This window comes from Streptomyces europaeiscabiei (assembly GCF_036346855.1).
GTDB classification, from domain to species: Bacteria; Actinomycetota; Actinomycetes; order Streptomycetales; family Streptomycetaceae; genus Streptomyces; species Streptomyces europaeiscabiei.
Map to the genome: position 1 here is coordinate 2,800,115 of NZ_CP107841.1, position 23,845 is coordinate 2,823,959.

A 23,845-nucleotide genomic window follows, 5' to 3' on the forward strand; every position below is an offset into this window, starting at 1 on the left:
GCCGAGGAGGGCCGTGTGACGACCTATGACGATCGAGCGAGCCTCACTGATCTGACCAGCACTGTGGAGCGAGTCCGCAGTTCGGTCGAAGGAGTGATCGAGGGCAAGCCTGAGGTCGTACGGCTTTCGCTGACAGTGCTGCTCGCCGAGGGGCATCTTCTGATCGAAGACGTACCCGGCGTCGGCAAGACCATGCTGGCCAAGGCACTGGCGCGGTCCATCGACTGCTCGGTGCGGCGTATCCAGTTCACGCCGGACCTGCTGCCCTCGGACATCACGGGTGTGTCCATCTGGGATCAGCAGCGCAAGGAGTTCGAGTTCAAGCCGGGCGCGATCTTCTCTCAGATCGTGATCGGCGACGAGATCAACCGGGCCTCGCCGAAGACGCAGTCCGCGCTCCTGGAGTCCCTGGAGGAGCGGCAGGTCACGATCGACGGCACGACGTACGAGCTGCCGACCCCCTTCATGGTGGTGGCCACGCAGAACCCGGTGGAGATGGAGGGCACCTATCCGCTGCCGGAGGCCCAGCGCGACCGCTTCATGGCCCGCGTCTCCGTCGGCTACCCCAGCCCGGAGGCCGAGCTGCGGATGCTCGACGTCCACGGCGGGGTCTCGCCGCTGGAGGACATGCAGCCGGTGGCGCACGCGCACGAGATCGTGAAACTGATCGAGGCCGTCCGCAATGTGCACGTCGCGGAAACGGTCCGGCGGTACGCGGTGGACCTGGTCGGTGCCACCCGCAGCCACCCGGACCTGAGACTCGGCGCCTCGCCGCGTGCCACGCTGCATCTGCTGCGCGCGGCGAGGGCGACCGCCGCCCTGAGCGGCCGGGAGTACGCCCTGCCGGACGACATCCAGTCGCTGGCCGTGGCCATCCTCGCCCACCGGCTGCTGCCCACCGCCCAGGCCCAGCTCAACCGCCGTACGCCGGAGCAGGTCGTGCAGGAGATCCTCCAGCGCACGCCCGTACCGCAGGCGCCCCAGGCGCAGAGCGGCTTCGGCTCGGTCCACGCCACGCCCGCGTATCCGCAGCAGCCGCCGCGGAGGCTTGGATGACCACCGCCGGGCCGGCGCCCGCCCCGGAGCAGGACAAGGGCGGGCTGCGCACGGCCCTCACCGGCCTCACCACACGGGGCCGCTCCTTCCTGGCCGCCGGCATAGCGGCCGCCATATGCGCGTACGTCCTCGGGCAGAGCGATCTGCTGCGGGTGGGCCTGTTGCTCGCCGTGCTGCCGCTGGTCTGCACGACCGTGCTGTACCGCACCCGCTACCGGGTCGCGGGCAGCCGCCGCCTCTCTCCCGCGCGGGTGCCCGCCGGCAGCGAGGCCCGCGTCCATCTGCGGATGGACAACGTCTCGCGGCTGCCCACCGGGCTGTTGATGCTCCAGGACCGGGTGCCGTACGTGCTCGGTCCGCGTCCGAGGTTCGTGCTGGACCGGGTGGAGGCGGGCGGCCGCCGCGAGGTGTCGTACCGCGTCCGCTCCGATCTGCGCGGCCGCTACCCCCTGGGCCCGCTCCAGCTGCGTCTGACCGACCCGTTCGGCATGTGCGAGCTGACCCGGTCCTTCTCGACGTACGACACGCTGACGGTCATCCCGCGGGTGGACGCGCTGCCGCCGGTGCGGCTGAACGGGGAGGCGAAGGGGTACGGCGACGGCCGGCAGCGCTCGCTGGCGCTGGCCGGCGAGGACGACGTGATCCCGCGCGGGTACCGGCACGGGGACGACCTGCGCCGGGTGCACTGGCGCTCGACCGCGCGCTACGGCGAACTGATGGTGCGCCGCGAGGAACAGCCGCAGCGCGCCCGCTGCACGGTGCTGCTGGACACCCGGGCCGAGGCGTATCTCGGCGCGGGCCCGGACTCGGCCTTCGAGTGGGCCGTCTCCGGCGCCGCCTCCATGCTGGTCCACATGCTCGAACGGGGCTTCTCGGTACGGCTGTTGACGGACACCGGCAGTTCGGTGCCCGGCGAGGGTGCCGACGGGTTCGCGGGCGCCAGCCAGGAGTCCGCCGATGCGGCGGGGCTGATGATGGACACCCTCGCGGTGATCGACCACTCCGACGGCAAAGGCCTCTCGCCCGCGTACGACGTGCTGCGCGGCGGCAACGAGGGGCTGCTGGTCGCCTTCCTCGGCGACCTCGACGAGGAGCAGGCGACGGTGATCGGCAAGATGCGTCAGCGCAGCGGCGGGGCGGTCGCCTTCCTGCTGGACAGCGAGGCGTGGACGACCGAACCGGGTGAGGTGCCCGGTGCCGGGAGCGCGAGCGAGGAGTCGCTGCGTCTGCTGCAGGAGACGGGCTGGACGGCGCTGACCGTGCCGCGCGGCGCCTCGCTGACGGACCTGTGGCGGCAGGCGGACCAGCAGCGCACCGGTGTGATGTCCGGGAGCGGCATGGAGGGACGGTCATGAGCGGGCGGGCCAGACTGGCGCTGTGCGCCTGGGCCGCCACGATCATGGCGTCGTGCGCGCTGCTGCCGCTGGTCGACCCGGCGACCTGGATCTTCCAGGCGGCCCTCATGCTGGGCGTGCAGACCGGTGTGGGAGCGCTCACCCGGCGGGTTCCGCTGGCCCGGCCGCTGACGGTGGCCGCGCAGGCACTGGTCACGCTGATGATGCTGACGCTGGTCTTCGCCCGGGAGCGGGCGGTGGCCGGGATCGTCCCCGGCCCGGAGGCGTTCCAGTACTTCGCGACGCTGCTGCAGGCGGGCGCCGACGACGTGGGGCGGTACGCGATCCCGGCGCCGCTGAGCGACGGCATCCGCTTGATGATCATCGGCGGTGTGCTGGTGATAGGCCTCCTGGTCGACGCGCTCGCGGTGACGTTCCGCAGCGCGGCCCCGGCCGGTCTGCCGCTGCTCGCGCTGTACTCGGTCGCCGCGGGCCTCTCCGACGGCGCCGCGTGGCTGTGGTTCGTGCTGGCCTCCGCCGGCTATCTGCTGCTGCTCCTGACCGAGAGCCGCGACCGGCTCTCGCAGTGGGGCCGGGTCTTCGGCGGCGCGTCCGCCGCTCCGCGCGCGGAGTCCGCGGGCGGCGCCGTGGCCCCGGTGCGCACCGGGCGGCGCATCGGCGCGGTCGCGCTGGGCATCGCCCTGGTGGTGCCTCTCGGACTGCCCTCCCTCGACGGGGGACTGCTGGACGGCACGGGCACCGGCATCGGCGGGGGCTCCGGTGGCGGCACGATCGCCGCGGTGAACCCCGTGGTGGCGCTGAGCGGCAGCCTGAACGTGGACGAGGACCGCCAGGTCCTGTCCTACCGCACCAACACGGACAACGTGCAGGAGATGTATCTGCGGATCGTCTCCCTGGACAAGTTCGACGGCACCGCCTGGACGCCGACCGAGCGCTCCATCACCGGGGTGCCGGACGAGTTCGGCACCCCCATCGGTCTGGCCTCCGACGTCAAGCGGACCTCGATCGAGACCCGGATCGTCGCGGCGGAGGACTACGAGCAGAACTGGCTGCCGATGCCGTACCCGGTCACCGGCGTCGACATCGACGGCGACTGGCGGTACGAGCCCGCGGGGCGCACTCTCGTCGGTGACCACGGCCAGAACACCAAGGGCGCCCAGTACAAGGTCGAGAGCCTGATCGTGCAACCCACGGCGGAGCAGCTGGCCTCGGCACCGGAGCCGCCGCCGTCCCTGCGGCGGGAGTACACCAAGGTGCCGGCCTCGCTGCCGTCGGTGGTGGCGCGGACCGCGCTGGACGTCACCAAGGGCGCGACGAACAACTACGAGCGGGCGGTGAAGCTCCAGGACTGGTTCGCGTTCAGCGGCGAGTTCACGTATGACACCGAGGTGCGGTCCGGCACCGGCGCGCGGGCGATAGCCCGGTTCCTCCAGGACAAGGAGGGCTTCTGCGTCCACTTCTCGTTCGCGATGGCGTCGATGGCCCGCACACTGGGCATACCGGCCCGGGTGGCCGTGGGCTTCACCCCCGGCACCCCACAGACGAACGGCACGATGTCGGTGGGACTGCGCGACGCGCACGCCTGGCCGGAGCTGTACTTCGAGGGTGTGGGCTGGACCCGCTTCGAGCCGACCCCCAACCGGGGCTCGACTCCTCAGTACACGGTGCCGGAGGACCCCGGCACGAGCGGCCTGCCCGAGGTGCCCCGGCCCTCGCAGTCGGCGTCCACGGAGCCCTCGGCCGCACCGTCGGCGAGCGAGAGCTGCACGCCGCAGGAGGCGAAGCTGGGTGCCTGCGCGAGCGAGTCCGCGGCGGCCGTGGCGGGTTCGGACGACGAGGAGCGCTCCTTGTGGGGTCTGGTGTTCTTCTCTCCCTGGACCCTGCTGATCCTCCCGGGGGCGCTCCTGCTGCTGGCCATCCCGCTGCTGCCGATGCTGTGGCGGCTGCGGGTGCGGTCAGTACGGCTGGGCGCGCATGACGGTGCGGTGCTGAAGGGGGCCCATGGGCCCGCTTCGGCGCGGGAGGTGGCCGACGAAGGGGGCGGGCCGGAGGGCTTCCCCCTGACAGCACCGGGCGGAGCCACCGGGTACGGCCGTACGGAGGCCGCGGCGGCTCATGCGCTGGCCGCCTGGCAGGAGGTGACCGACACGGCGTGGGACTACGGGATCGCGCCGGACGAGTCGCAGACGCCCCGCAAGGCCGCCGCGCGGATCGTGCGCCTCGGAGAGCTCGAACCGGCGGCCGCGGACGCGGTGAACCGGGTGGCGGCGGCGGTGGAGCAGGTCCTCTTCGCTCCGCGTCCGCAGGTCCCTGCGGGCCTCGCCCGGGACGCGCACCAGGTCGGGGTAGGCCTCCGGGCGCACGCCGGCCGCCGGACGAAGCTCCGGGCACTGCTGCTGCCGCGTTCGGCCATCCGGGTGGCCTGGGCCTTCTCCGCCCGCTGGGCGCGGACCAGGGACGACCTGCTGTCCCGCATCCCGACGCCACGGCTGCCCTGGCGACGCCCTTCGCCGAGCCAGAACAGCTGACGGGCTCCGCACACGTCTGCCCCCGCCGGGCGAACCCGGCGGGGGCAGACGTGTGCAGGTGCCGTGCAGACGTGTGCAGGGGGCCGTGCAATGGTGTGGGTGCGGGGCTCGGCTCCCCGCTCGACCGGGTGGCCGCGGCTGTGAGGTGCCCGGGAGCCGTCACCGGAAGAAGCGAGGCCGTTCGACGAGCCGCGACCGTTCGACGATGCGCCGCCGCACGGCGATCCACTGCCGTTCGACGATCCACGGCCGTTCGACGACCCACAGTCGATCGACGATCCACTGCCGTTCGATTTTCGGGCGTGCTCGAAGGGTGACCGCCCTGTGGGTGGTCACCCTTCGTCCGTCTTCAGCTGTGGCTGTCGAATCGGCGGTTCGGCGGGCTCAGTGGCCGCCCTGCTCGTCACGACGGCGCTGCCAGCGCTGTTCGATTCGGTCCATCATGGAGCGGCGCTGTCGTGTCTGACGCGCAGCGGCGGAGCCTGTGGCACCGGTGGGCTGCTCACCCGGCTTGGGGGCCTTGCGCCAACCGGTGACGGCGAGCACGGCGCAGCCCAGCATGACGAGGAATCCCACCACGCTGACCCAGATCTGCTGTGCGACCATTCCGGCCATGAGGAGCGCGATACCCACCAGAAAGCCCGCGACCGCCTGGTAGACCCGCCGCCGGGTGTACGTACGCAGCCCGCTTCCCTCAAGCGCTGACGCGAACTTGGGATCTTCGGCGTACAGCGCTCGCTCCATCTGCTCGAGCATGCGCTGCTCGTGCTCTGAGAGCGGCACGGAGTCCTCCTCATCGTGCGGTCGCCGGGGCGACCCGGGGGGTCCTCTTCAGGATAGGCAGGGAATCGCCCCCTTGAAACCCGCCCCTCTACGCCAATTCGCCAACCGGAACCCGCCATGGCGCCCCGACCCGCTGAGGTGTGAATTCCCCAGCGGACGGCCCGTCATGCCGGAACGGCCTCCCTCGATCATACGGCCACGAGCGCCCGATCGGGGGGCCTGTGGCGTACTCCATCCGCCGCCGAGCCCCTGATCAGCGGGTCACCCCCTTCGCCCCGGGGGACGGATCAGGACCCGGCGGTCCCTCGCGTCTCGCCCAGCACGTGAAGCTGTGTGGCCACGGAGTGGAAGGCGGGCAGTTCGGCGACCGCCGCCTCCAGCTCGAGCAGGGCGTCCAGAGCGCCGGGCTCGGTGTCGACGAGGACGCCGGGGACCAGGTCGGCGAAGACCCGGACGCCGTGTACGGCGGCGACTTCCAGGCCCGCGCCCTCGACGAGCGTGGTGAGCTGCTCGGCGGTGAAGCGGTGGGGAACCGGATCACCCTCGCCCCAGCGTCCGTTCGGGTCGTCGAGCGCCTGCCGGGCCTCCTTGAAGTGCCCGGCGAGGGCCCGCGCGAGCACCGCTCCACCCAGGCCCGCGGCGAGCAGGCTGAGCACACCTTCGGGCCGCAGCGCGGCGACCGCGTTGCCGATGCCCTCGGTGGGGTCGTCCACGTACTCCAGGACGCCGTGGCAGAGCACGGCGTCGTACCCGCCGCGATCGACGACGTCGAAGAGGCCGTGCGCGTCGCCCTGGACGCCCCGCACCCGGTCGGCGACGCCGGCCTCGGCGGCCCGGCGCTCCAGCGCGAACAGTGCGTTCGGGCTGGGGTCGACGACGGTGACGCGGTGGCCGAGGCGGGCCACGGGCACCGCGAACTTGCCGCTGCCGCCCCCGGTGTCCAGCACGTCCAGCGACACACGCCCCGTGGCCTTCACCCGGCGGTCGAGGGCGTCCTGGAGGACCTCCCAGACCACGGCGGTACGGAGGGAGGCGCGGGGGCGGGAGGGATCGGAACGCAGCGACGTCGTCCGGGGGTGGGAGACGGGTGGGCGCATCGGGTCCGACACGGCAGTTGACTCCTCGGCGCGGCACCGCCTGGTGTGCGGCGGAGCGATGGGCTTGCGTCTCCGCCGGGCCAGGGGGCCGCGGTGGAGGGTGCTGATGTCCCAACCCTAATGGGCGGCACCGAGGCGGTCGGTCAGCCCGCGTCCGGGACTCCCGGGGTGCCGTCCTGGCGGGGCTGGGGCAGCACCGGCTGGAGCACCAGCATCCGTTCGACCAGGCGCAGGAACATCGCCACGTCGCGGATGAGGTCGTCGGCGTCCCGGGCGCTCGCCGCGCCCTGTATGCCCGCCTCGGCACGCGCGCGGCGGGCTGCGCCGGAGGCGAACAGCACGCTCCACTCGGCGAGTTCGGGCGCTATCTCGGGGAGCACTTCCCAGGCGCTGCGGATCTTGGCGCGACGCCTCGGGGTGAGTTCCGGGCGGCCCCGGGCGGCGAGCACCGCGGCGGCGGTGCGCAGGGCGGCCAGATGGGCGGTGGCATACCGCTCGTTCGGCATCCGGTGGCCGGACGCCTCGTCGAGTCCGGAGCGGGCCTGGGCGAGCAGGTCGAGGGCGGCGGGCGGGGCCGTCGCCCGCCGCAGCACGGGGTGCACGTCGCTCGCCGGGCCGGTCAGTGAGGGGGCAGGGCCGGGGGCGCGGCGCCGGTTGGCGGCTGCTGCGTGGTGGCTGGCCATGACGAACCTCCTGTCGTCTTCGGACGGCACGCTCCGACACGAGGTGCCGTATGTGCCCATCGTGAGGTATGCCACTGACAATCCGTTCTGACCTGCTGTTCTTTCTCAGCGAGAGTGGCGAGAGGAGCTTCGCCTGAGCTGCGGTTCGCCATGATCACTGAACGGTTCGCGGTGTAGCTGTCTCAGCGATCATGGCGTTTTTGGGGTTCCGCCAGCGGGCCCGGTCCGCCTGGACCATGTAGAAGAACCTGTTGATGGGGTCGCCCGTGGGTTGTCTCCGGGGGTCCAGACCGAGGCGGGCTCGCAGGTGTGCTTTGAACTTCCACTCCTGGAGGCCGAGGCCGCGGAGGTAGCCCACGTCCAGGTGAATCGGCATGAGTGCGGAGGCAAGGGTCACGAGTTCCGGGTGGGTCATGATGTGGGCGGGCAGTTCCCAGGTACGGAACTGCTCCGGGAGAATTAGCTTCCTGCGGCGGTGCTGCCAGAGATCTTCAAATTTCGGCTCCCGGCTTGGGATGTGAACCCAGCCGCTGATGATCCAGCGTGCATCCCGGATGCAGCAGGCCATGATGTGGCTGCCGTGGGCCTTCCGGAGCTTGCGAAGGTTCCGTTGCGCTCGTTCGATCTCGGGGACTGCTGAGACGTCCCAGGGTTCAGGTGTCTGCCAGACGTGGTGGCGGTGACACACGATGTCGGGCAGGGCCAAGTGTGCTCGGACCCCAGTTGTGATACCGCGGCGGACGGTGCACTGGCGGCAGATGACCGCATTGGGCGAGTGAGCTTGGCGCATCCAGACAGCGGGAACGTCCGTGGGCAGCTCTGACGCATCGCGGGTCGACCAGGAGAGGGCGGGCAGCGCCTTCCGTAACCGTTCGACGGGAATCCCAGACATGACGGCAAGTCGTGCGACGGCGGGCTGGTTGAGGGTGGCTTCCCAGGGCAGCGTGGTGCTGCTCGCTCCAGTTTTGTGGGGCACTGCAATGTGTCGCCAGAGGGCCGTGTGCGGGATGCGGTTGGCGTGAGCGAGGCGAGCGACGTAGGAGGGCAGGGACTCGCTTCCCCAAGGGCGGACGGGGACGGCCAGGCTCCTCGCGAGTGTCAAAGTTTCGGGGGCGTACTGAGCGCGGTTCATCCGGCACGTCGCTGGGCGGTTCGGGCTCGACGTGAACGCGCGCTGAGCGGTGCGCTCGTCTCGGCTGCGGTGTCGAGGGGGATCTCCGCCAGCAGCTGCTTGGTGATCTTCTCGGCGCCGGATGCCATGGCCCGCAAGGCTGCGGCCCTGATCAGGTGCGCGAGGCTGCCGATCATGCCGGAGGTGCGTTGATAGAGGAAGTCTGCGTGGGCGGCCAGCATGCCCGGGGTATGCCGATGTAGCCGCAGGGACTGTTCCATGGTGGCCAGTAGGGCGAGCCATTCCTGACGCTGGGCGGGGGTAGCGATGGTGAACGGCTTGGCGTGGACGCTGACGAAGCGTCCGGCGATCTGTTTGCCGCGGGTGCCGTTGAACAGCCCGGCGGACTCGACGTCGATGCCGGTGTAGACGAACGTGGCCGCGATTCGTTCTGAGAGGTATTTGAGCTGGTCAGAGACCTCGGCGCCGGATCTGGTGGTGAGCGAGATGTTGTGGATCTCGTCGACCAGGACGAGTTCGCAGCGCAGTTCGGCCAGGACCTCACAGACCGCATTGGTGATCTCGGTTTGGTTCATGCGGCGCAACAGCGGGATGCCGAGGAACCGGGCGAACTCGATTGCGAGCATCTTCGGAGTGGCGGCCGGGGGAACGGTCACGTAGGCGATGGGCAGCCTGGGGCCGCAGTCGGCGGGAAGCCGGCGGCGGACGTGCTGTTCGTGGGCTTTGCCGAGTTGGGTGATCGCGGTGGTCTTGCCGGTGCCAGCCTCGCCGGAGACGATCAGGCCGCGGCGGGCGGAGACCTGGCGGCGGTTGAGGAGGGTCAGCTCCCGGCCTGTGCGGATCACTTCCATCACGGTCGGGGTCTTCGCGACGAACAGCTGGGTGTGGTGCTCGGCTCTGGCCTCGTCGTAGAGCTCCCGCTCGATGTCGCTCAGTGACAGCAGTGCGGGGCGGTCCAGCAGGGGCTCGCTGACCGGGACGTTTTGGACGAAGCGGCTCCATCCCTCCTTCGTGGTCAGGGGGAACTCGCGGTCGGCCGGGTCGCCGTCGGTCACCGGTAGTCCTCCTCGCTGAAGGGGTCGAAGACTCCGAACGGGATGACCTTGGCCAGCTCCGTCGGAGTTCCCTCCTCGCCGTCGATGTCGTCCTCGCCAGGTTCCGCGGCCGGCCGCAGAGGCGTGGCCGTCCGGGGCGGCGGAACATCGCCAGGCGACTCTCCTGCTTCGCGTCCGGCCCGTCGCAGCAGCGCGTCCAGAGCCCTGGCGACAGCGGTCTGGTCGTCGCCGTCCAGACCGCGCTCGACGACCTGACGCCGGGCCTGGCGCCAGAGCGCGTCGGAGAACGGACGGGCCACCAGCGGCAGCAGCGTCCATTCTGCGGTGATCCAGCCGCTGGCACGGTGGTTGCGTACGAACACGTGGCTGAGGTCGTGCGGGTCGTAGTGGACCTCCCACTTGCCACGCTGGACCGCGACGCCAGACGACTGCCTGCGGTAGGCGGCCAACTCCGTTGCGTCGTAGGTGCGGTGGGCGATGCGGATGCCGTAGTCGTTGATCACCCGCCAGGTCACCGGCAGCAGCTCGATGTAGTCGGACGGACCCAGCGGCATCGGCAGGTAGCCGCTGGTGGCGACCTGGAGCGCGTAGGCGTCGTTGGGCGACAGGGGTCGGCCGGGCAGGAAGGGATGTACCAGTCCGTCGTGCGGGCGCATCTGCCAGTGGATGACCCATTCCTGGAGCAGGTCGTCGAGTTCGGGCAGGCTGAAGGCCGCTTTGCGGGCCGGGTCGACACCGCGCCGGCTGACGTCCCGTCCTGTGTAGCTGGCGACATGCTGGCAGAACAGGGTGTTGATCGAGGAGAACGTGCGCTCGACGACGCCCTTATCCGTCGGGGTGCCGGGATGGGCGAGCTGGACGGAGATGCCCAGGCGCTGGCAGGCGGCAGTGAACGTCTGCGAGAGGTAGACGGTGCCGTGGTCGGTGACGATGGTCTCCGGGACGATCACCGGTTTCGCGGCGGCGTGCTCGAACCGGGCGTCGATCTCCAGCAGGCGGGCGTGCGGGAGTCGGGACGTCGACGCGGCGAGCGCCTGCGGCCAGGTGGGGCGCATGACTTCGGGCACCAACATCTTCGCCAGTAGCAAGGCAGCGTCCACCGCCTTTGTGCTCTCCGGCCGCAGCACCGCCGCGCAGATCGTCCGGGTGGCGATGTCGACCGCGATCGTCAGCTCCGGCCTGCGGACCGTGCCGTCGTCCAGGACGGCCAGCAGATCGAGCTTGGTGGTGTCGATCTGGACCTGCTCGCCCGGCCGACTGGCCGTAGTCGGAGTAAACAGTCCTGTGGGCCGGTTGGCGTTCTGCCGCCGGGTGGTGGCCGCGCTGAAGGTGTGCCGCCCCGTGGAAAGCTGCTCGACCAGGCGGTAGAAAGCCGCCCTGGACGGCATCGCCACCGCCCCGGCCCCGTGCTCGGTCTCCAACAACTGCTCGACCCGCCGCATCAGCCGCGAACGGGTGCCGGTGGAGGTGTCGGTCTCCTCACCGATCGCGCGGACGATCGCGTCGATCACCCGCTGGTCGGCCCGTCCGGTCGGGGACGAGGGCCGCATCGCCCTGTGATCCACCAGCCCCAGCAGGCCCTGAGCCCGGTAGCGAGCCCGCATCCGCTGCAAGGTGCGCCGACCCACCGGCCGCCCCAGCGCGGCCAGTTCAGCGGTCTTCGCCCGCTCCCGCTCGGCCAGGATCGTGCGGGCCGGGTCGTATTCCGGCCGGGGACGGGTCCCTGATGCGGCGTCTGCAGGCAGCCCGCACTCCAGCTCCGAGACATGCCGTTCCCAGAACCGCGCATCGGCCACCGCCTCCGGCGGCAGTGACTCCAGCACGCCCGCCGACGCGAACTCCGCCTCGTTACCGGACAGACCGACGAGTGCGAATCCGTCCGAGGCCAGCAGGAAGGGCAGCAGCAGAGCCTGGTCCCCGCCGTCGGCGCCGTGCAGGCGCACCGTGACGCCCTCGATACCGACCACCGTGTGCTCGCTCTCCTCGAAGAGCACCCGGTCACCGACCCGAAGCACTCCCGGCCTGGACACCCCTGCCCTCATCACGCCGCCTCCGCCCGCCGGACCAGGGCGTACTCGCCCAGCACCACCGACAGGTCCGTCACCAGGCCGCCCGACCACAGCAGGTGGAACAGCACCGGCAGAACCGCGATCGGATCGCCGACCCGTTCAACACCGACCCGCAGGGGCGTCTCGCGGGTAAAGACGTCCAACAGCCGGTCGACGACAGGGGCTAGCCGGTGCCGCGGATGCCGGTAACCCGCCAGCCAGCGGACATTCGCCAGCTTCACCGGATCCGGTGCCCCGACCAGGCTGAACTCCCATCCGATCTCCCGGCAGGCCCGCTCGGTCGCAGCGAACGCCTCGGCGTCCCGCGGCTTGACCCGGTCCAGCGGACGGCAGTCCACCACCAGCCCGGTGCCGTCCGACCGCCGCGCGAACCAGTCCGGAGCATGGGACCGGCGGCGTCCGCCCAACGTCCAGAACAGCCACATCGGCTGCGACGCGAACCCCGTCACCCGGCTGTCGAAGTCCAGCAGCATCGCATGATCCCGCTCCAGCCAGGACTCGTAACCGACATGCCGACCGGCTGTCGCCGACCACCACAGCCCCGGATAGTTGCGCTGCCCCTTCCATGACGGGAACGACCTCACCGGACGGCAGTCCTCGAACTGCACCGCGGCGGCGTCGTACAGATCTACGTGGTGCTCGCCTCCAAGGCGGTCCACGTACGCCACCTCGAACCCGTCCCCCTGGGCGGGTGCACCCCCGGCCACCACCTGCAAAACAGCACCCACACCTCCACAGTGACGAGCCACAGACCACCCCGTTCGCCAACTCCGCCAAGTTCACCGAGACGAGTGATGCCCGGCTCGCCAGTGCTTGTGAAACGTGGGCGAGGTCAGAAGGAGCGATGGGAGGGAGAAGAAGACCAGATGGTCCGCCCCCCTCCCGTAAAGGTCATATCGCTATATTCGTACTGCTTTGTGAGGCGTCTTCCTTGGAATGCGGCTTCACGACGCCCCGCCCACGCGTACGGTCCATCTCGCGCCATTCCGGCCGCAGTCCAGCCAGATTCGTGGTGAGGAAGTACGCGGCGCCGCAGGTGAGCAGCACCGGCACGAGTCCGACAGCGGTCACGGCTGCCCCGGCGAGCAGCCCGCCGAGAGGGATGCCTGCCCAGGCCAGCGAGTCACCGAGTGCGTTGACCCGGCCCAGCATCCGGCGCGGCACCCGCTCGACGAGGACGGCCCCCATCACTGGGTTGATGAAGCCGGAACCGAACCCACTGACCGCGAAGACGGCGAGTACCATCCCCAGCGGGGCATCGAAGGCGAGGATCAGGAACCTCGGTGCCCCGGCCAGCAGGAACCCGGTGAGAACCACCACCCGCCGCCGCAGCCGGTGCGCGACCACTGCGGCGATCAGGCTCCCGCAGACCGCCGCGGCCCCCATCACGCTGCCCATCAGGCCGATCGCTGTCGGCCCGTTGCCGGAATCCCTGGCCCAGACGGGTACGAGCACCGAGGTGAACGCTGCGTCCAGCAGGTTGGTGATGCCGACCATGACGATGACGATGAGCAGCAGTGGCTCGCCGCGCAAGAAGGTGAAGCCCTCACCGAACCGCCGCCAGTAACCCGGTGCCGTTCCCTCGGCCTGTGAGGGGGCTTCCTCAGCCGCGTGTCCCATGCCGCGAGGCAGCGCGAGTTTGATGATCACTGATCCGAGGGCGAAGCAGCCCGCATTGACGGCGAGTCCGGTCAGGGGACCGAGCAGCGCCACCAGGGTTCCGCCGACCGCCAGGCCGACGGTTGAGGCGAGCCGCTCGATCACACCGGCCAGACCGGTGGCGCGCTCCAGCGGCACCCGGCCGCGCTCAGCCGCCTCCGGGACCATCACCTCCTTGGCCAGGTCGCCGGGTCCCCGGGCCGCGCCGATCAGCGCGACCAGAACCAGCAGAAGAGGAAAGGACAGCAGGTCCAGGGCGTGGAGCAGGGGAACCGCGGCGGCGGCGGTCGCGCTGGCCAGATCGGTGGTCCAGGAAACGGCCCGCGGGCCGATCCGGTCCACCAGCGGCCCGGTGAACGCCTTGACCACCACGTAGGGAGTCATCTCGCAGAAGGCGACCAGCCCAGTCTGGGTGGCGCTGCCGGTGGTGACCAGGACGAACCAGGGCAGTGCCACAACGGAGATCCGAGTGCCGGTCAGCGACACAACCATGGCCGCCAGCACCCCGCCCAGCGGCCGTAAGGACCTCTTGCCGGGTATGCCGCCGGCCTCTGAGGCGTCGTCGGTCATGATGTCGGGCTTCCTTCCTCTTCCAGCGCGTCGGAGGGGAGCGACGACGCGGCAGGCGCATCCAGTTCGGGCAGGATCTGCGTGATCACGGCGACCCGTTCGGCTCCCTCGGGGGCACTTGCCGCCGTCTCCGGTGCGTCTCGCCGGTAGCGCGCGATGACTTCCGTCAACTCCCGGTACAGAGCGGCGGCTTCCTCGGGCGTGAGCCGCAGGGCCCAGTCGCTCATGTCGAAGGTGTTCCGCCATGCGCTGGGCATCGTCTGAAGCCCGTTCAGGGCCTGCTGCGTGCGCAGGGTGTAGATGGCGGCGATTGACTGCTGATAGGCCAGCGCGGCCTCGGGCTCCCGCTCGGCCAGTTCCGGATCGTTGAACCATGTCGTCCGGTGCACCGAACGCCACCAGCGTTCGCGCGCGTTGCCGCGTTCGGTGTCCTCCTCGACGAAACCGGCCGCGCCGAGCTGCCGGAGGTGGTAGCTGGCCGTACCGGAATTCACGCTCAGCCGCTCCGCGAGGCGGGTGGCCGTCGACGGGCCGTACTTCCGCAGCAGCCCGACCAACTGCACGCGCACCGGATGCGCCAGGGCACGCAGCCCCTTGGCATCCAGGACAACCGAGTCTTCTTCAACGTCCGGGCCATCCGGCCTCTCCATTGCATCAGCCATGCGACACACGGTAGTCCGCAAAGAGTTCTTCGCAAAGAGGCATTCGCGAAGAAACCTTTGCGGTTCAGTCGGCCTGCGAGGCACCGCTGCTCATCTGTCGACCCGGTTGATGAGCAAGACCGGAAAGTGGCGGTGCGCACGACGTTCGCCAGCTTCGCCAACCTCACCGAGACGACCGGCGTACGGCTCGCCAACTACAGCGGACATTCGCCAGGTCAACAGAGACCGGACACCTGCCCTTTTGCTTCGATCAGAGGTTCGGAGTAGTTTTTGCACTGACCAGTCAGTGCAAAAAATCGCAGAGGGGCTTGGGGGACATGGCAGAGCCAGGGGAGGCGGACACGGGGCAGGGGACGGCCCGCGGTGTCGCCGTCGGTGCCGAGGGGTTCGGGCTCAAGGGGCCGCGCGGCTGGGCGTTCCGGGGTGTCGGGTTCGACGCGGAGGCCGGCTCGTTGGTCGCGGTCGAGGGACCGTCGGGGTCGGGCCGGACCTGTCTGCTGCTCGCGCTCACCGGGCGGATGAAGCCGAGCGAGGGCGAGGCGACGGTCGGCTCCCTGCGGCTGCCTAAGCGGATGGCGGCCGTGCGCCGGATCAGCGCCCTCGCCCATGTCCCCGGCGTGACCGACCTCGACCCTGCCCTGACCGTCGGGGAGCACCTGCGCGAACGGGCGCTGCTGCAGCGGCGGTTCGACGGCTCCCTGCGCGGGCTGCTGCGCTCCCGGGCCGAGCGCGCCACCGGGGCGAAGGCCCGGATCGCAGCCGCCCTGACCGCCGCCGGGCTCGACCGCGAGGCCCTGCCCAAGGGCTCCCGGACCGCCGTACGCGACCTGGACCGGATGGAGGCCCTGCGGCTGTCCGTCGCCCTCGCCCTCGTCGGCCGGCCCCTGCTGCTCGGCGTCGACGACACCGACCTCAAGCTCTCCGACGCCGAACGGTCCGAGATGTGGGCCCTGTTGAGGTCACTCACCGAGTCCGGGATCACGGTGGTGGCGGTGTGCAGCGAGGCCCCCCAGGGGGCGGTCGTCGTGTCGACGGCGCCGGACGGAGCCGCACGCGCGGGTGAACCGGACGGAGCCGCACGCGCGCGTGAAGACGTGGGCGCGCCCCCCACGCCCGAGACCGACGACAACCCCGACTCCGACCGCGACCCCGAATCCGACCACGACCACGACCACGACCACGACGACAAGGAGACGGCCGATGCGCTCGCCGAAACTCGCCGCGCTTGAGCTCAGGCGCTTCGGCCGGGGGAAGCTGCCGCGCGCCGCGCTGGTCTCGCTCCTGCTGCTGCCGTTGCTGTACGGCGCCCTGTACCTGTGGTCCTTCTGGGACCCGTACGGCCGTCTGGACCGCATCCCCGTGGCGTTGGTGAACGACGACAAGGGGGCGTCGGTCGGCAAGGAGAAGCTGACGGCGGGCGACGACATCGCCGAGGGGCTGCGCAGGAGCGACACCTTCGAGTGGCACCGGGTGAGCGCCGCCGAGGCCCGTGCGGGCGTCGAGGACGGCACGTACTACCTGTCGCTGACCATGCCGAAGGACTTCAGCGAGCGGATCGCGTCGAGTTCCGGGGACGTGCCGGAGACGGGCGCCCTTCAGGTGCGGACGAGCGACGCGAACAACTACATCGTGGGGCAGATCTCGCGGACGGTGTTCTCGGAGGTGCGGACGGCGGCGTCGACGAAGGCATCGCGCTCGTTCCTGGACCGGATCTTCATCTCGTTCTCCGACATCCACGGGAAGACCGAGGAGGCGGCGGACGGCGCCGACGACCTCAAGGGCGGCATCGACAAGGCGGAGAAGGGCTCCAAGAACCTCGCGGACGGCCTGAGGACGGCCAAGGAGGGCAGCGGGGAGCTGTCCGGTGGCCTGAAGGACCTGGACGAGGGCGCGGGCGATCTGGAGGACGGCGCCCAGCAGGTCGCGGACGGCACCGGCAAGCTCGCCGACAAGGTCGGCGCCGCGGCGGACCAGGTGCGGCCCTTCCTGAAGGACAACGGCGACACGATCGCCGACACCGCCACCCTGGTCGCCGACTCGGCGGCCACGATCCGGGACCACCTCGACGCGTTCGTGGAGACGGCACCGGCCGCCGCGACCGGCACCCGTGCCGCCTCGGACACACTGAACGACGTCCACAAGCGGCGCTGCGAGGAGGCCGTGCTGCCCGACGCGGCCTGCGCGGACCTGAAGAAGGCCAAGGACGCGGCGGCGGAGGCAGCCGTGCTCGCCGAGGACGTCAACACCGTGGTGAAGAACTACGGCGGTGACATGAAGGCCTTCGACAAGGACCTTCAGACCCTGGAGAAGCAGGCCCGCGCCCTCGCGAAGGCGGCGCCCACCCTCTCCACGGACCTCGACGACGCCGTCGCCAAGGTGAACGCGCTCGACAAGGGCGCCACGAAGGTCGCCAAGGGGGCCAAGACGCTGCACACGGGCCTCGGCACCGCGAAGACCGGCGCGGAGGACCTGGACACGGGGGTCGGCGCCCTGAAGACGGGCGCGGCCGACCTCAAGGGCGGTATGTACAAGCTGGCCGACGGCTCCGGGAAGCTCGCGGGCGGTCTGCACGACGGGGCCGAGCAGATCCCGGACTACGACGAGCGGGACCGCGACCGGCGTACGGAGGTGATGGCCGACCCGGTGCAGTTGGCGACCAGGGACCTGCACAAGGCGCCCAACTACGGCACCGGGTTCGCCCCGTACTTCATCCCGCTGTCCCTGTGGGTGGGCGCGATGGTGGCGTACATGCTGATCCAGCCGCTCAACCGGCGGGCCCTGGCGGCCGGTGCCTCGGCGTGGCGGATCGCGCTGGCGGGCTGGCTTCCGGTGGCCGCCCTGGGCGTGCTGCAGACGGTCGCGCTGATGGCCGTGCTGCACTGGGCGGTCGGCCTGGAGATGGCGCGGGCGGCCGGAACGGTGGGTTTCCTGTTCCTGGTGACGGCGTGCTTCGCGGCGATCGTGCAGTGGCTCAACGCACGCTTCGGAGCGGCGGGCCGGATCCTCGTCCTCGCCTTCCTGATGCTCCAGTTGACGTCCGCGGGCGGCACGTATCCCGTGCAGACCAGCCCGGACTTCTTCAACGCGGTCCACCCCTTCCTGCCGATGAGCCATGTCGTCGACGCCCTCAGGAGGCTGATCACGGGCGGCGGCCTCGGCCCGGTGTGGCAGGCCTGCGCGGTACTGACGGCCTTCACCGTCGGAGCCCTCGCCCTGACCGCCCTGTCCGCCCGCCGCAAGCAGGTGTGGACCCTGGACCGGTTGCACCCGGAGTTGAGTCTGTGACCGCGCACGGCACGGTTCCTGTGACAATCAGGCCCATGGAAAGCAGCAACGCCCCCGGCGGCGCAGGCGGGGGCCGCCGCGAGGCGACCCGGCAGAAACTCTACGAAGCGGCTGTCACCCTCATCGCGGAGCAGGGGTTCTCCGCGACCACGGTGGACGAGATCGCCGAGCGCGCCGGCGTCGCCAAGGGCACGGTCTACTACAACTTCGCGAGCAAGTCGGTCCTCTTCGAGGAGCTGCTGCGGCACGGCGTGGGACTTCTCACCGCCTCCCTCCGTGAAGCCGCCGAGCGGACCGCGCGGCAGGGAGGCAGCAGAGTCGACTCCCTGGACGCGATGATCCGGGCCGGACTGCTCTTCATCGACCGCTACCCGTCCTTCACCCAGCTCTACGTGGCCGAGCTGTGGCGCACCAACCGCGCCTGGCAGTCCACGCTGATGGTCGTCCGGCAGGAGGCGGTCGCGGTCGTCGAGGGGGTGCTGCGCGAGGGCGTCGAGGGAGGCGAGCTGAGCGACGAGATCGATGTCGGCCTGACGGCGTCGGCCCTGGTCGGCATGGTCCTGGTGGCCGCCCTGGACTGGAAGGCCTTCCAGCCGGAACGCTCCCTGGACGACGTCCATGCCGCGCTGTCACGGCTGCTCCAGGGCCGGGTCAGCGGAAGGCGCTGACCGGGCCGGAGCACGAACGAGAGCGCCGGTTCGAACTGGCCGCGTCCCCCGCGGGCCATCTCGAACCGGCGCTTTCCGTTCCCCCGTACTCCCCCGTGCCTCGCTCCCGCCGACCCACGTCGGCGGAAGGAGCGGTATGAGCGCGGGAGCCGTTCCGCCGCCCCGTGTCGGCGGTACCGCAGCCGCGCCCCTTCCCGTGCCTCCACTCTCCCGTTCCCGCAGGTGGGAGCCCATCCGTACGCGTACTCATCTCACCGGCTGAGTACGGGTACTCAGCCCTGCGTACTCAGCCCCATTTCCCCTGTTGCCAACTGGTGACGATCGCGTACGCGTTCCCGCTCCCCCGCGTCCGCCGGACAACCGCACCCCCCGCGGCTCTCCCACGAGATCGAACTGTCGGTGGCGGCCGATAAAGTTGCCGCCATGGCAAGAATCGCGGTGATCGGCGCCGGCCTCGGCGCCATGGCAGCCGCCGCCCGGCTGGCCGTCGCGGGCCACAGCGTGGTGGTGCACGAGAGCACGGCGACCTACGGCGGAGCCGTGGGGCGCTTCGAGCGCGAAGGCTTCGCGTTCGACACGGGTCCGGGGTTGCTGCCGCTGCCCGCCGTCTACCGCGATCTGTTCCTCAAGACCGGCAAGGAACCGCTGGAGAAGTGCGTCGACCTGGTCCAGGTCGACCCGGCGGCCCGGCACGTCTTCGCGGACGGTACGGACCTCCTGCTGCCCAACGCCTCACGCGCGGGCGTGGTCGCCGCTCTGGACTCCGCGCTCGGCCCGGGGGCCGGCGACCGCTGGGGCGACTTCCTGGTGCGGGCCCGCGAGGCCTGGGACCGTACCCGGCGCCCCCTCCTGGAGGAGCCGCTGTGGCCCGACTGGCGGGCCCTCGCCGAGCGCGAGCCGTACCCGTCGGTGCCCCACAAGCGGCTCCTGCGCACCCGCCGCGCCGGAACCCTCGCCGAGGTCGGCGCGTGGGAGCTGCGCGATCCCCGGCTGACGGCCCTGCTGGAGAGTCACGCCCTCGCGTACGGCCTCGATCCCAGGAACGTCCCGGCGGGCGCGGCGGTCCTGCCGTACATGGAGCACGCCTTCGGGACCTGGTACGTCCGGGGTGGCATACGGGAGTTGGCGCGGGCGCTGTACGAGCGGTGTCTGGCCCGGAAGGTCGAGTTCGCCTTCGGTGTCGAGGTCACGGGCATCGTCGAGAAGGACGGCCGGGCGGCCGGGGTCGAGCTGGCGGACGGTGCGCTGGCCGAGGCCGACTTCGTGGTCGCCGGGGTCGCGCCCGAGGTGCTGGGCCGATGGGTGCGGCAGTCGGCCGTGCGGAGTGCGGGCGAGGTACCCGCCCAGCGGGGGACGACGAGCCGTCTGACGGTGCTGTTGGCGCTGCGCGGTGGCCGGCCGGAGGGCACGGCGCACCGGACGGTGGTGCACACGGAGGACCGCGACAGCGAGCTGGACCTGCTGTTCGGGCCGTCACGCGAAATGGTGGCGGGACCGACGATGACGGTGCTGCGGCCGGACGATCCGGGACTGGTCCCGACCTCCGACCATGAGGCGGTCACGATCACGTGCGCGGTCCCCGCCGAACCCGACTGGAGCCGGGCCGAGTCGGAGGTATTCGATCTACAGGCGGAGCGGCTGATCGACGCCGCCGAGCGCGCCGTACCCGACCTGCGCGACCGCCTTCTCTGGAGCGAGGTGCGTACGCCGGCCGACATCGCCCGGACGACCGGTGCGGAGGGCGGCGCGGTCCCGGCCCCGGCGCTCGCAGCGGCCGACGGCCGTCTGCTGCACCCGTCCAACCGCACCGCGATGCCGGGTCTGTTCACCGTCGGCGGCTGGTCCCACCCCGGCGGCGGCCTCCCGCACGCCGGGATGTCGGGCGCGCTGGTGGCCGGACTGATCGTGGAGGGACCGGACTTCCGCGGCTCGCAGTGAGCCTCACCGGGGACCCGGTCGCGCTTCAGAAACGGTACTGCTGCTCGTCGTAGTCGTTCTGGCCGTTGCCATTGCCGTTGCCCTGGTACGGGTACTGCTGGTCCGCCGGGAGGTCGGTGCCGAACGCGTCGAACGAGTCGTCGGTGCTGCGCTGCTGCGGGACCCAGACACCACCGGGCGGGGTCTCGCCGCTGTAGCCGCCGTTGCCGTACTGGTCCTGGCCGTAGCCCTGTTGCCCGTATCCCTGCTGGCCGTAGGACTGGTCGTACGAGGCCGTGGCGTCGTACGTCTGGGTGCCGATGTACGGGTCGGAGTAGGCGGCGTACTGCTGCTGGTTCGGGTCGTAGCCGTAACCCTGCTGGTCGTAGCCGTAGTAGGCGAAGGCCTCGTCCTGCGCGGACTGGTCGGCGGTCGCGTAGGGCTGACCGGCGGCGCCCGCGTGGGTGTTCTCGTCGCCGTAGATGCCGTAGGTGCTGGTGTCGTCCGGCATGGGTTCCGGGGAGTAGACGGCGGCCGCGGAGGGCGTGGACTGCGGGCGGACGAACACGTCGTCGTCGCGGTCGTCGTCGTGCAGGTCGTCGCCCTGGCGGTACGTTCCGGCAGCCGTGGAATCCAGGTCCATGACCTCCAGGGTCGGGTCCTGACGGTCCGGTTCGCCACGCCGCCGCTTCTTGCCCGCCTTGACGAGCCTGCCGCCGTCCTCGCCCTCACCGGAGCGCGGGCGGACGGCCCAGCCGGCCTCGAAGCCGCGGCGGAACGAGAGGGTGACATAGGTCTGCCCGATCGCGAACGCGATCGCGCCCAGCGCGATGACGATCACGTTGGGGATCAGCACACCGAGGACGACGCAGAGGAAACCGGCGAAGGCGAGCAGCCGCCAGCGCAGACGCGCCTTGTACTGCAGCAGCACCTCACCCAGCAGCCACAACGCGACGACACCGAACGCGATGTAGAGGACCGTCCAGCCCATGTACGCCCCTCTCCCTGTGGCCGCTACGCAGTGTGTCGTACGCGAGTGCGACCGGTCTAGGCCCGTGGTGGATGGTGCGGGCCCAGGTTCTCGTGAATTTCCAGTGTCGCAGTGGAGTTGTTCAGGGTGATGAAGTGGAGTCCGGGGACTCCTTCGTCCAGCAGCCTCGCGCAGAACTCCGTGGCGAACTCGATGCCAATGGAGCGTACAGCGGCCGGATCGTCTTTGGCTGTGACGATCCGCTCTTTCAGGGCGTCCGGGATGGCGGCGTTGCTGAGTTGCGGCAACCGTTCCAGCATCTTCACGCTGGTGACGGGCATGACCTCGGGAATCACAGGGGTTTCACAGCCGGCCTTCGCGACCGCGTCCCTCAGACGCAGGTACGAGTCCGGGTGGAAGAACATCTGCGTGATCGCGTAGTCGGCGCCGGCGCGGCACTTGTCGACGAAGCGCGCCACGTCGCTGTCCCAGTCCGGGGACCGCGGGTGCATCTCCGGGAAGGCCGCGACACCCACGCAGAAGTCACCCGACTCCTTGATGAGCTGCACGAGTTCGGCCGCGTACGTCAGGCCCTGCGGATGCGCGATCCACTCGCCCATCGGGTCGCCGGGCGGGTCACCACGGACCGCGAGCATGTTGCGGATCCCGGCGTCCGCGTACTGGCCGATGATGTTGCGCAGCTCGGCGATGGAGTGGCTGACCGCGGTGAGGTGGGCGACCGGGGTGAGGGTGGTGTCGGCGGCGATCTGCTCGGTCGCCTTCACCGTGCCGGCCCGGGTGGAGCCGCCGGCGCCGTACGTCACGGAGACGAAGCTGGGGGCGACCGCCTCGATCCTGCGGAGGGCGTTCCACAGGTTCCGCTCACCCTTCTCCGTCTTGGGCGCCCAGAACTCGAAGGAGTACGTGGTCCTGCCCGTGGCGAGCATGTCACGCACGGTGCGTGCGTGATCAGTCCTGGTGGAAGCGGTTCCTAGGGCCATACCGGCAGGTTAGCCAGGTCGCGGCCGTCCCCCAACCAGAGGTGGGATTTTTGTCCGCTTTGCCGACCTCCTGTCCACGCCTTGGACAGCCGTGGTCCGCGCCGGGGGCCGGCTAGAGGGCGCGCAGACGCTTGGTGAACTCCGCCGCGGCGGCTCCGGGGTCGTCGGCCTCCGTGATCGCCCGGACGACGACGGCCCGGCGGGCGCCCGCCTCGACGACCTCGTCGAGATTGCCGAGGTCGATGCCGCCGATGGCGAACCAGGGGCGGTCGGTGCCGAGGGCGGCGGTGTACCGCACGAGGTCCAGGCCGGGGGCGTGGCGGCCGGGCTTGGTGGGGGTGGGCCAGCAGGGACCCGTGCAGAAGTAGTCCACGCCCTCCTGGACGGCCGCGGCGGCTGCCTCCTGCTCGGCGTGGGTGGAGCGGCCGATGAGGACGTCCGCACCGAGGACGGCGCGGGCGGCGGGGACGGGGAGGTCGCCCTGGCCGAGGTGAAGCACGTCCGCACCGATGGCGTGGGCGACGTCCGCGCGGTCGTTGACGGCGAGCAGCCTGCCGTGACGGCGGCACGCGTCCGCGAGGACCTGGAGGTGCTCCAGCTCCTCACCGGCCTCCATGCCCTTGTCGCGGAGCTGCACGATGTCCACGCCGCCGCCCAGGACCGCGTCCAGGAACTCCGGCAGGTCGCCCTGGCGCTTGCGGGCGTCCGTGCAGAGGTAGAGCCGGGCATCGGCGAGCTGTGCGGCGGCGTCGGGCATGCGTGAGTCCCCCGTTGGCGGTGCGGTGTCGGTGCGGTGTACGGGATCACGGCCCTCGCGGGCCCCGCCCCCGTACACCGCGCAGGCGGCTGCGTGACAGATTTCGGGTGTTTCAGGTGTTCCGGGTCAGACGGCGAGCGCCTGGGCGCGGCGCTTCACCTCCGTGCCGCGATTCTCGCTCAGAGCCTGGGCCGGGGTTCCGGGCAGGCTCGGGTCCGGAGTGAAGAGCCACTCCAGCATCTCTTCGTCGGTGAAGCCGTCGTCCCTCAGCAGGGTCAGGGTGCCGGTCAGGCCCTTGACCACCTTGTCCTCGTCGATGAATGCGGCGGGGACGTGCAGCGCGCGGTTCTCACCACGGCGTACGGCGATGAGCTGGCCTTCCTTCACCAGCTGCCGCACGCGGGTCACCTCGACGTCCAGCATCTCTGCGATGTCGGGGAGGGTCAGCCACGCGGGGACGAGAGCATCGATCTTTGCGTCAATCTCGGTCACGCCTCCAAGACTGCCATCTGGGACTGACAGTGGGTAGCCGAGCCCCTCCGACGGGGCCCGACAGCGGAGGTCGGAGAGCCCCGGGCAGCGGAAAATACGCCCCTGC

At 70.8% G+C, this 23,845-nt stretch carries 21 protein-coding genes; 7 read left to right on the plus strand and 14 right to left on the minus strand.

Going from position 1 to position 23,845, the window contains the following annotated elements:
- Positions 1-15 precede the first annotated feature (15 nt).
- The 3 genes from OG858_RS12155 to OG858_RS12165 are packed head-to-tail and all read left to right on the plus strand — an operon-like array spanning position 16 to position 4,939.
- A complete protein-coding gene (locus OG858_RS12155; RefSeq protein ID WP_086750072.1) occupies positions 16-1,056 on the plus strand; it encodes an AAA family ATPase in 1,041 nt (346 codons plus the stop codon).
- Positions 1,053-2,411 (plus strand): DUF58 domain-containing protein, encoded by a 1,359-nt coding sequence (locus OG858_RS12160; protein WP_086750071.1) that lies wholly within the window; start codon positions 1,053-1,055, stop codon positions 2,409-2,411. Before OG858_RS12155 ends, OG858_RS12160 begins: the two co-directional genes overlap by 4 nt.
- Positions 2,408-4,939, plus strand: coding sequence for a transglutaminase TgpA family protein (locus OG858_RS12165; protein WP_328544924.1), 2,532 nt, complete (start codon positions 2,408-2,410; stop codon positions 4,937-4,939). The genes OG858_RS12160 and OG858_RS12165 overlap by 4 nt, the downstream gene beginning before the upstream one ends.
- A 159-nt stretch (positions 4,940-5,098) precedes the next feature.
- Here the strand turns inward: OG858_RS12165 and OG858_RS12170 are convergent, their stop codons facing one another.
- The 10 genes from OG858_RS12170 to OG858_RS12215 all read right to left on the minus strand — a co-directional run bounded on the left by OG858_RS12170 (position 5,099) and on the right by OG858_RS12215 (position 14,649).
- Positions 5,099-5,275, minus strand: a complete 177-nt coding sequence (locus tag OG858_RS12170; RefSeq protein WP_328544923.1) for a hypothetical protein — start codon at positions 5,273-5,275, stop codon at positions 5,099-5,101.
- 48 nt (positions 5,276-5,323) lie between these two features.
- Positions 5,324-5,722, minus strand: coding sequence for a DUF3040 domain-containing protein (locus OG858_RS12175; protein ID WP_328544922.1), 399 nt, complete (start codon positions 5,720-5,722; stop codon positions 5,324-5,326).
- Positions 5,723-6,009: 287 nt separating this feature from the next.
- Positions 6,010-6,819, minus strand: a complete 810-nt coding sequence (locus tag OG858_RS12180; protein WP_319066141.1) for a methyltransferase — start codon at positions 6,817-6,819, stop codon at positions 6,010-6,012.
- A gap of 143 nt (positions 6,820-6,962) precedes the next feature.
- Positions 6,963-7,502, minus strand: coding sequence for an SAV_6107 family HEPN domain-containing protein (locus OG858_RS12185; RefSeq protein ID WP_319066089.1), 540 nt, complete (start codon positions 7,500-7,502; stop codon positions 6,963-6,965).
- A 154-nt stretch (positions 7,503-7,656) separates the two neighbouring features.
- Complete coding sequence (locus OG858_RS12190) at positions 7,657-8,634, minus strand: TniQ family protein (protein ID WP_328544921.1); 978 nt, start codon at positions 8,632-8,634, stop codon at positions 7,657-7,659.
- The gene (locus tag OG858_RS12195; protein ID WP_328544920.1) at positions 8,631-9,689 is read right to left on the minus strand and encodes an ATP-binding protein; all 1,059 of its coding nucleotides are present in this window, start codon (positions 9,687-9,689) and stop codon (positions 8,631-8,633) included. Before OG858_RS12195 ends, OG858_RS12190 begins: the two co-directional genes overlap by 4 nt.
- On the minus strand, positions 9,686-11,719 hold the full coding sequence (locus OG858_RS12200) for a Mu transposase C-terminal domain-containing protein (protein WP_328544919.1): 2,034 nt from the start codon (positions 11,717-11,719) through the stop codon (positions 9,686-9,688). Before OG858_RS12200 ends, OG858_RS12195 begins: the two co-directional genes overlap by 4 nt.
- 11 nt (positions 11,720-11,730) lie before the next feature.
- Entirely contained in the window at positions 11,731-12,486 is a 756-nt protein-coding gene (locus OG858_RS12205) for a TnsA-like heteromeric transposase endonuclease subunit (RefSeq protein ID WP_328544918.1), read from the minus strand.
- Positions 12,487-12,649: 163 nt separating this feature from the next.
- A complete protein-coding gene (locus OG858_RS12210) occupies positions 12,650-13,987 on the minus strand; it encodes an MFS transporter (protein ID WP_328544917.1) in 1,338 nt (445 codons plus the stop codon).
- Positions 13,984-14,649, minus strand: coding sequence for an ArsR/SmtB family transcription factor (locus OG858_RS12215; RefSeq protein WP_328544916.1), 666 nt, complete (start codon positions 14,647-14,649; stop codon positions 13,984-13,986). Before OG858_RS12215 ends, OG858_RS12210 begins: the two co-directional genes overlap by 4 nt.
- A 317-nt stretch (positions 14,650-14,966) precedes the next feature.
- On the opposite strand from OG858_RS12215, the gene OG858_RS12220 reads away from it, so the two are divergent.
- The 4 genes from OG858_RS12220 to OG858_RS12235 all read left to right on the plus strand — a co-directional run bounded on the left by OG858_RS12220 (position 14,967) and on the right by OG858_RS12235 (position 20,540).
- Positions 14,967-15,878: an ATP-binding cassette domain-containing protein gene (locus tag OG858_RS12220; protein WP_327749012.1), complete on the plus strand. Its 912-nt coding sequence runs from the start codon at positions 14,967-14,969 to the stop codon at positions 15,876-15,878.
- A complete protein-coding gene (locus OG858_RS12225) occupies positions 15,850-17,934 on the plus strand; it encodes a YhgE/Pip domain-containing protein (RefSeq protein WP_086753507.1) in 2,085 nt (694 codons plus the stop codon). The genes OG858_RS12220 and OG858_RS12225 overlap by 29 nt, the downstream gene beginning before the upstream one ends.
- Positions 17,935-17,969: 35 nt before the next feature.
- Positions 17,970-18,602, plus strand: a complete 633-nt coding sequence (locus OG858_RS12230) for a TetR/AcrR family transcriptional regulator (protein WP_086753509.1) — start codon at positions 17,970-17,972, stop codon at positions 18,600-18,602.
- Between the two features lie 423 nt (positions 18,603-19,025).
- Positions 19,026-20,540: a phytoene desaturase family protein gene (locus OG858_RS12235; protein WP_328544915.1), complete on the plus strand. Its 1,515-nt coding sequence runs from the start codon at positions 19,026-19,028 to the stop codon at positions 20,538-20,540.
- A gap of 25 nt (positions 20,541-20,565) precedes the next feature.
- Here OG858_RS12235 and OG858_RS12240 read toward each other — a convergent pair whose 3' ends face one another.
- From OG858_RS12240 to OG858_RS12255, 4 genes are all read right to left on the minus strand, one after another.
- A complete protein-coding gene (locus OG858_RS12240; RefSeq protein ID WP_319066096.1) occupies positions 20,566-21,510 on the minus strand; it encodes an SCO2102 family sporulation regulator in 945 nt (314 codons plus the stop codon).
- A 56-nt stretch (positions 21,511-21,566) separates the two neighbouring features.
- Complete coding sequence (metF, locus tag OG858_RS12245; protein ID WP_086746497.1) at positions 21,567-22,490, minus strand: methylenetetrahydrofolate reductase [NAD(P)H]; 924 nt, start codon at positions 22,488-22,490, stop codon at positions 21,567-21,569.
- A 112-nt stretch (positions 22,491-22,602) separates the two neighbouring features.
- Positions 22,603-23,247: a thiamine phosphate synthase gene (gene thiE / locus OG858_RS12250; protein WP_060891750.1), complete on the minus strand. Its 645-nt coding sequence runs from the start codon at positions 23,245-23,247 to the stop codon at positions 22,603-22,605.
- A 126-nt stretch (positions 23,248-23,373) separates the two neighbouring features.
- Positions 23,374-23,739, minus strand: a complete 366-nt coding sequence (locus OG858_RS12255; protein ID WP_013004329.1) for an Rv2175c family DNA-binding protein — start codon at positions 23,737-23,739, stop codon at positions 23,374-23,376.
- Positions 23,740-23,845 lie beyond the last annotated feature (106 nt).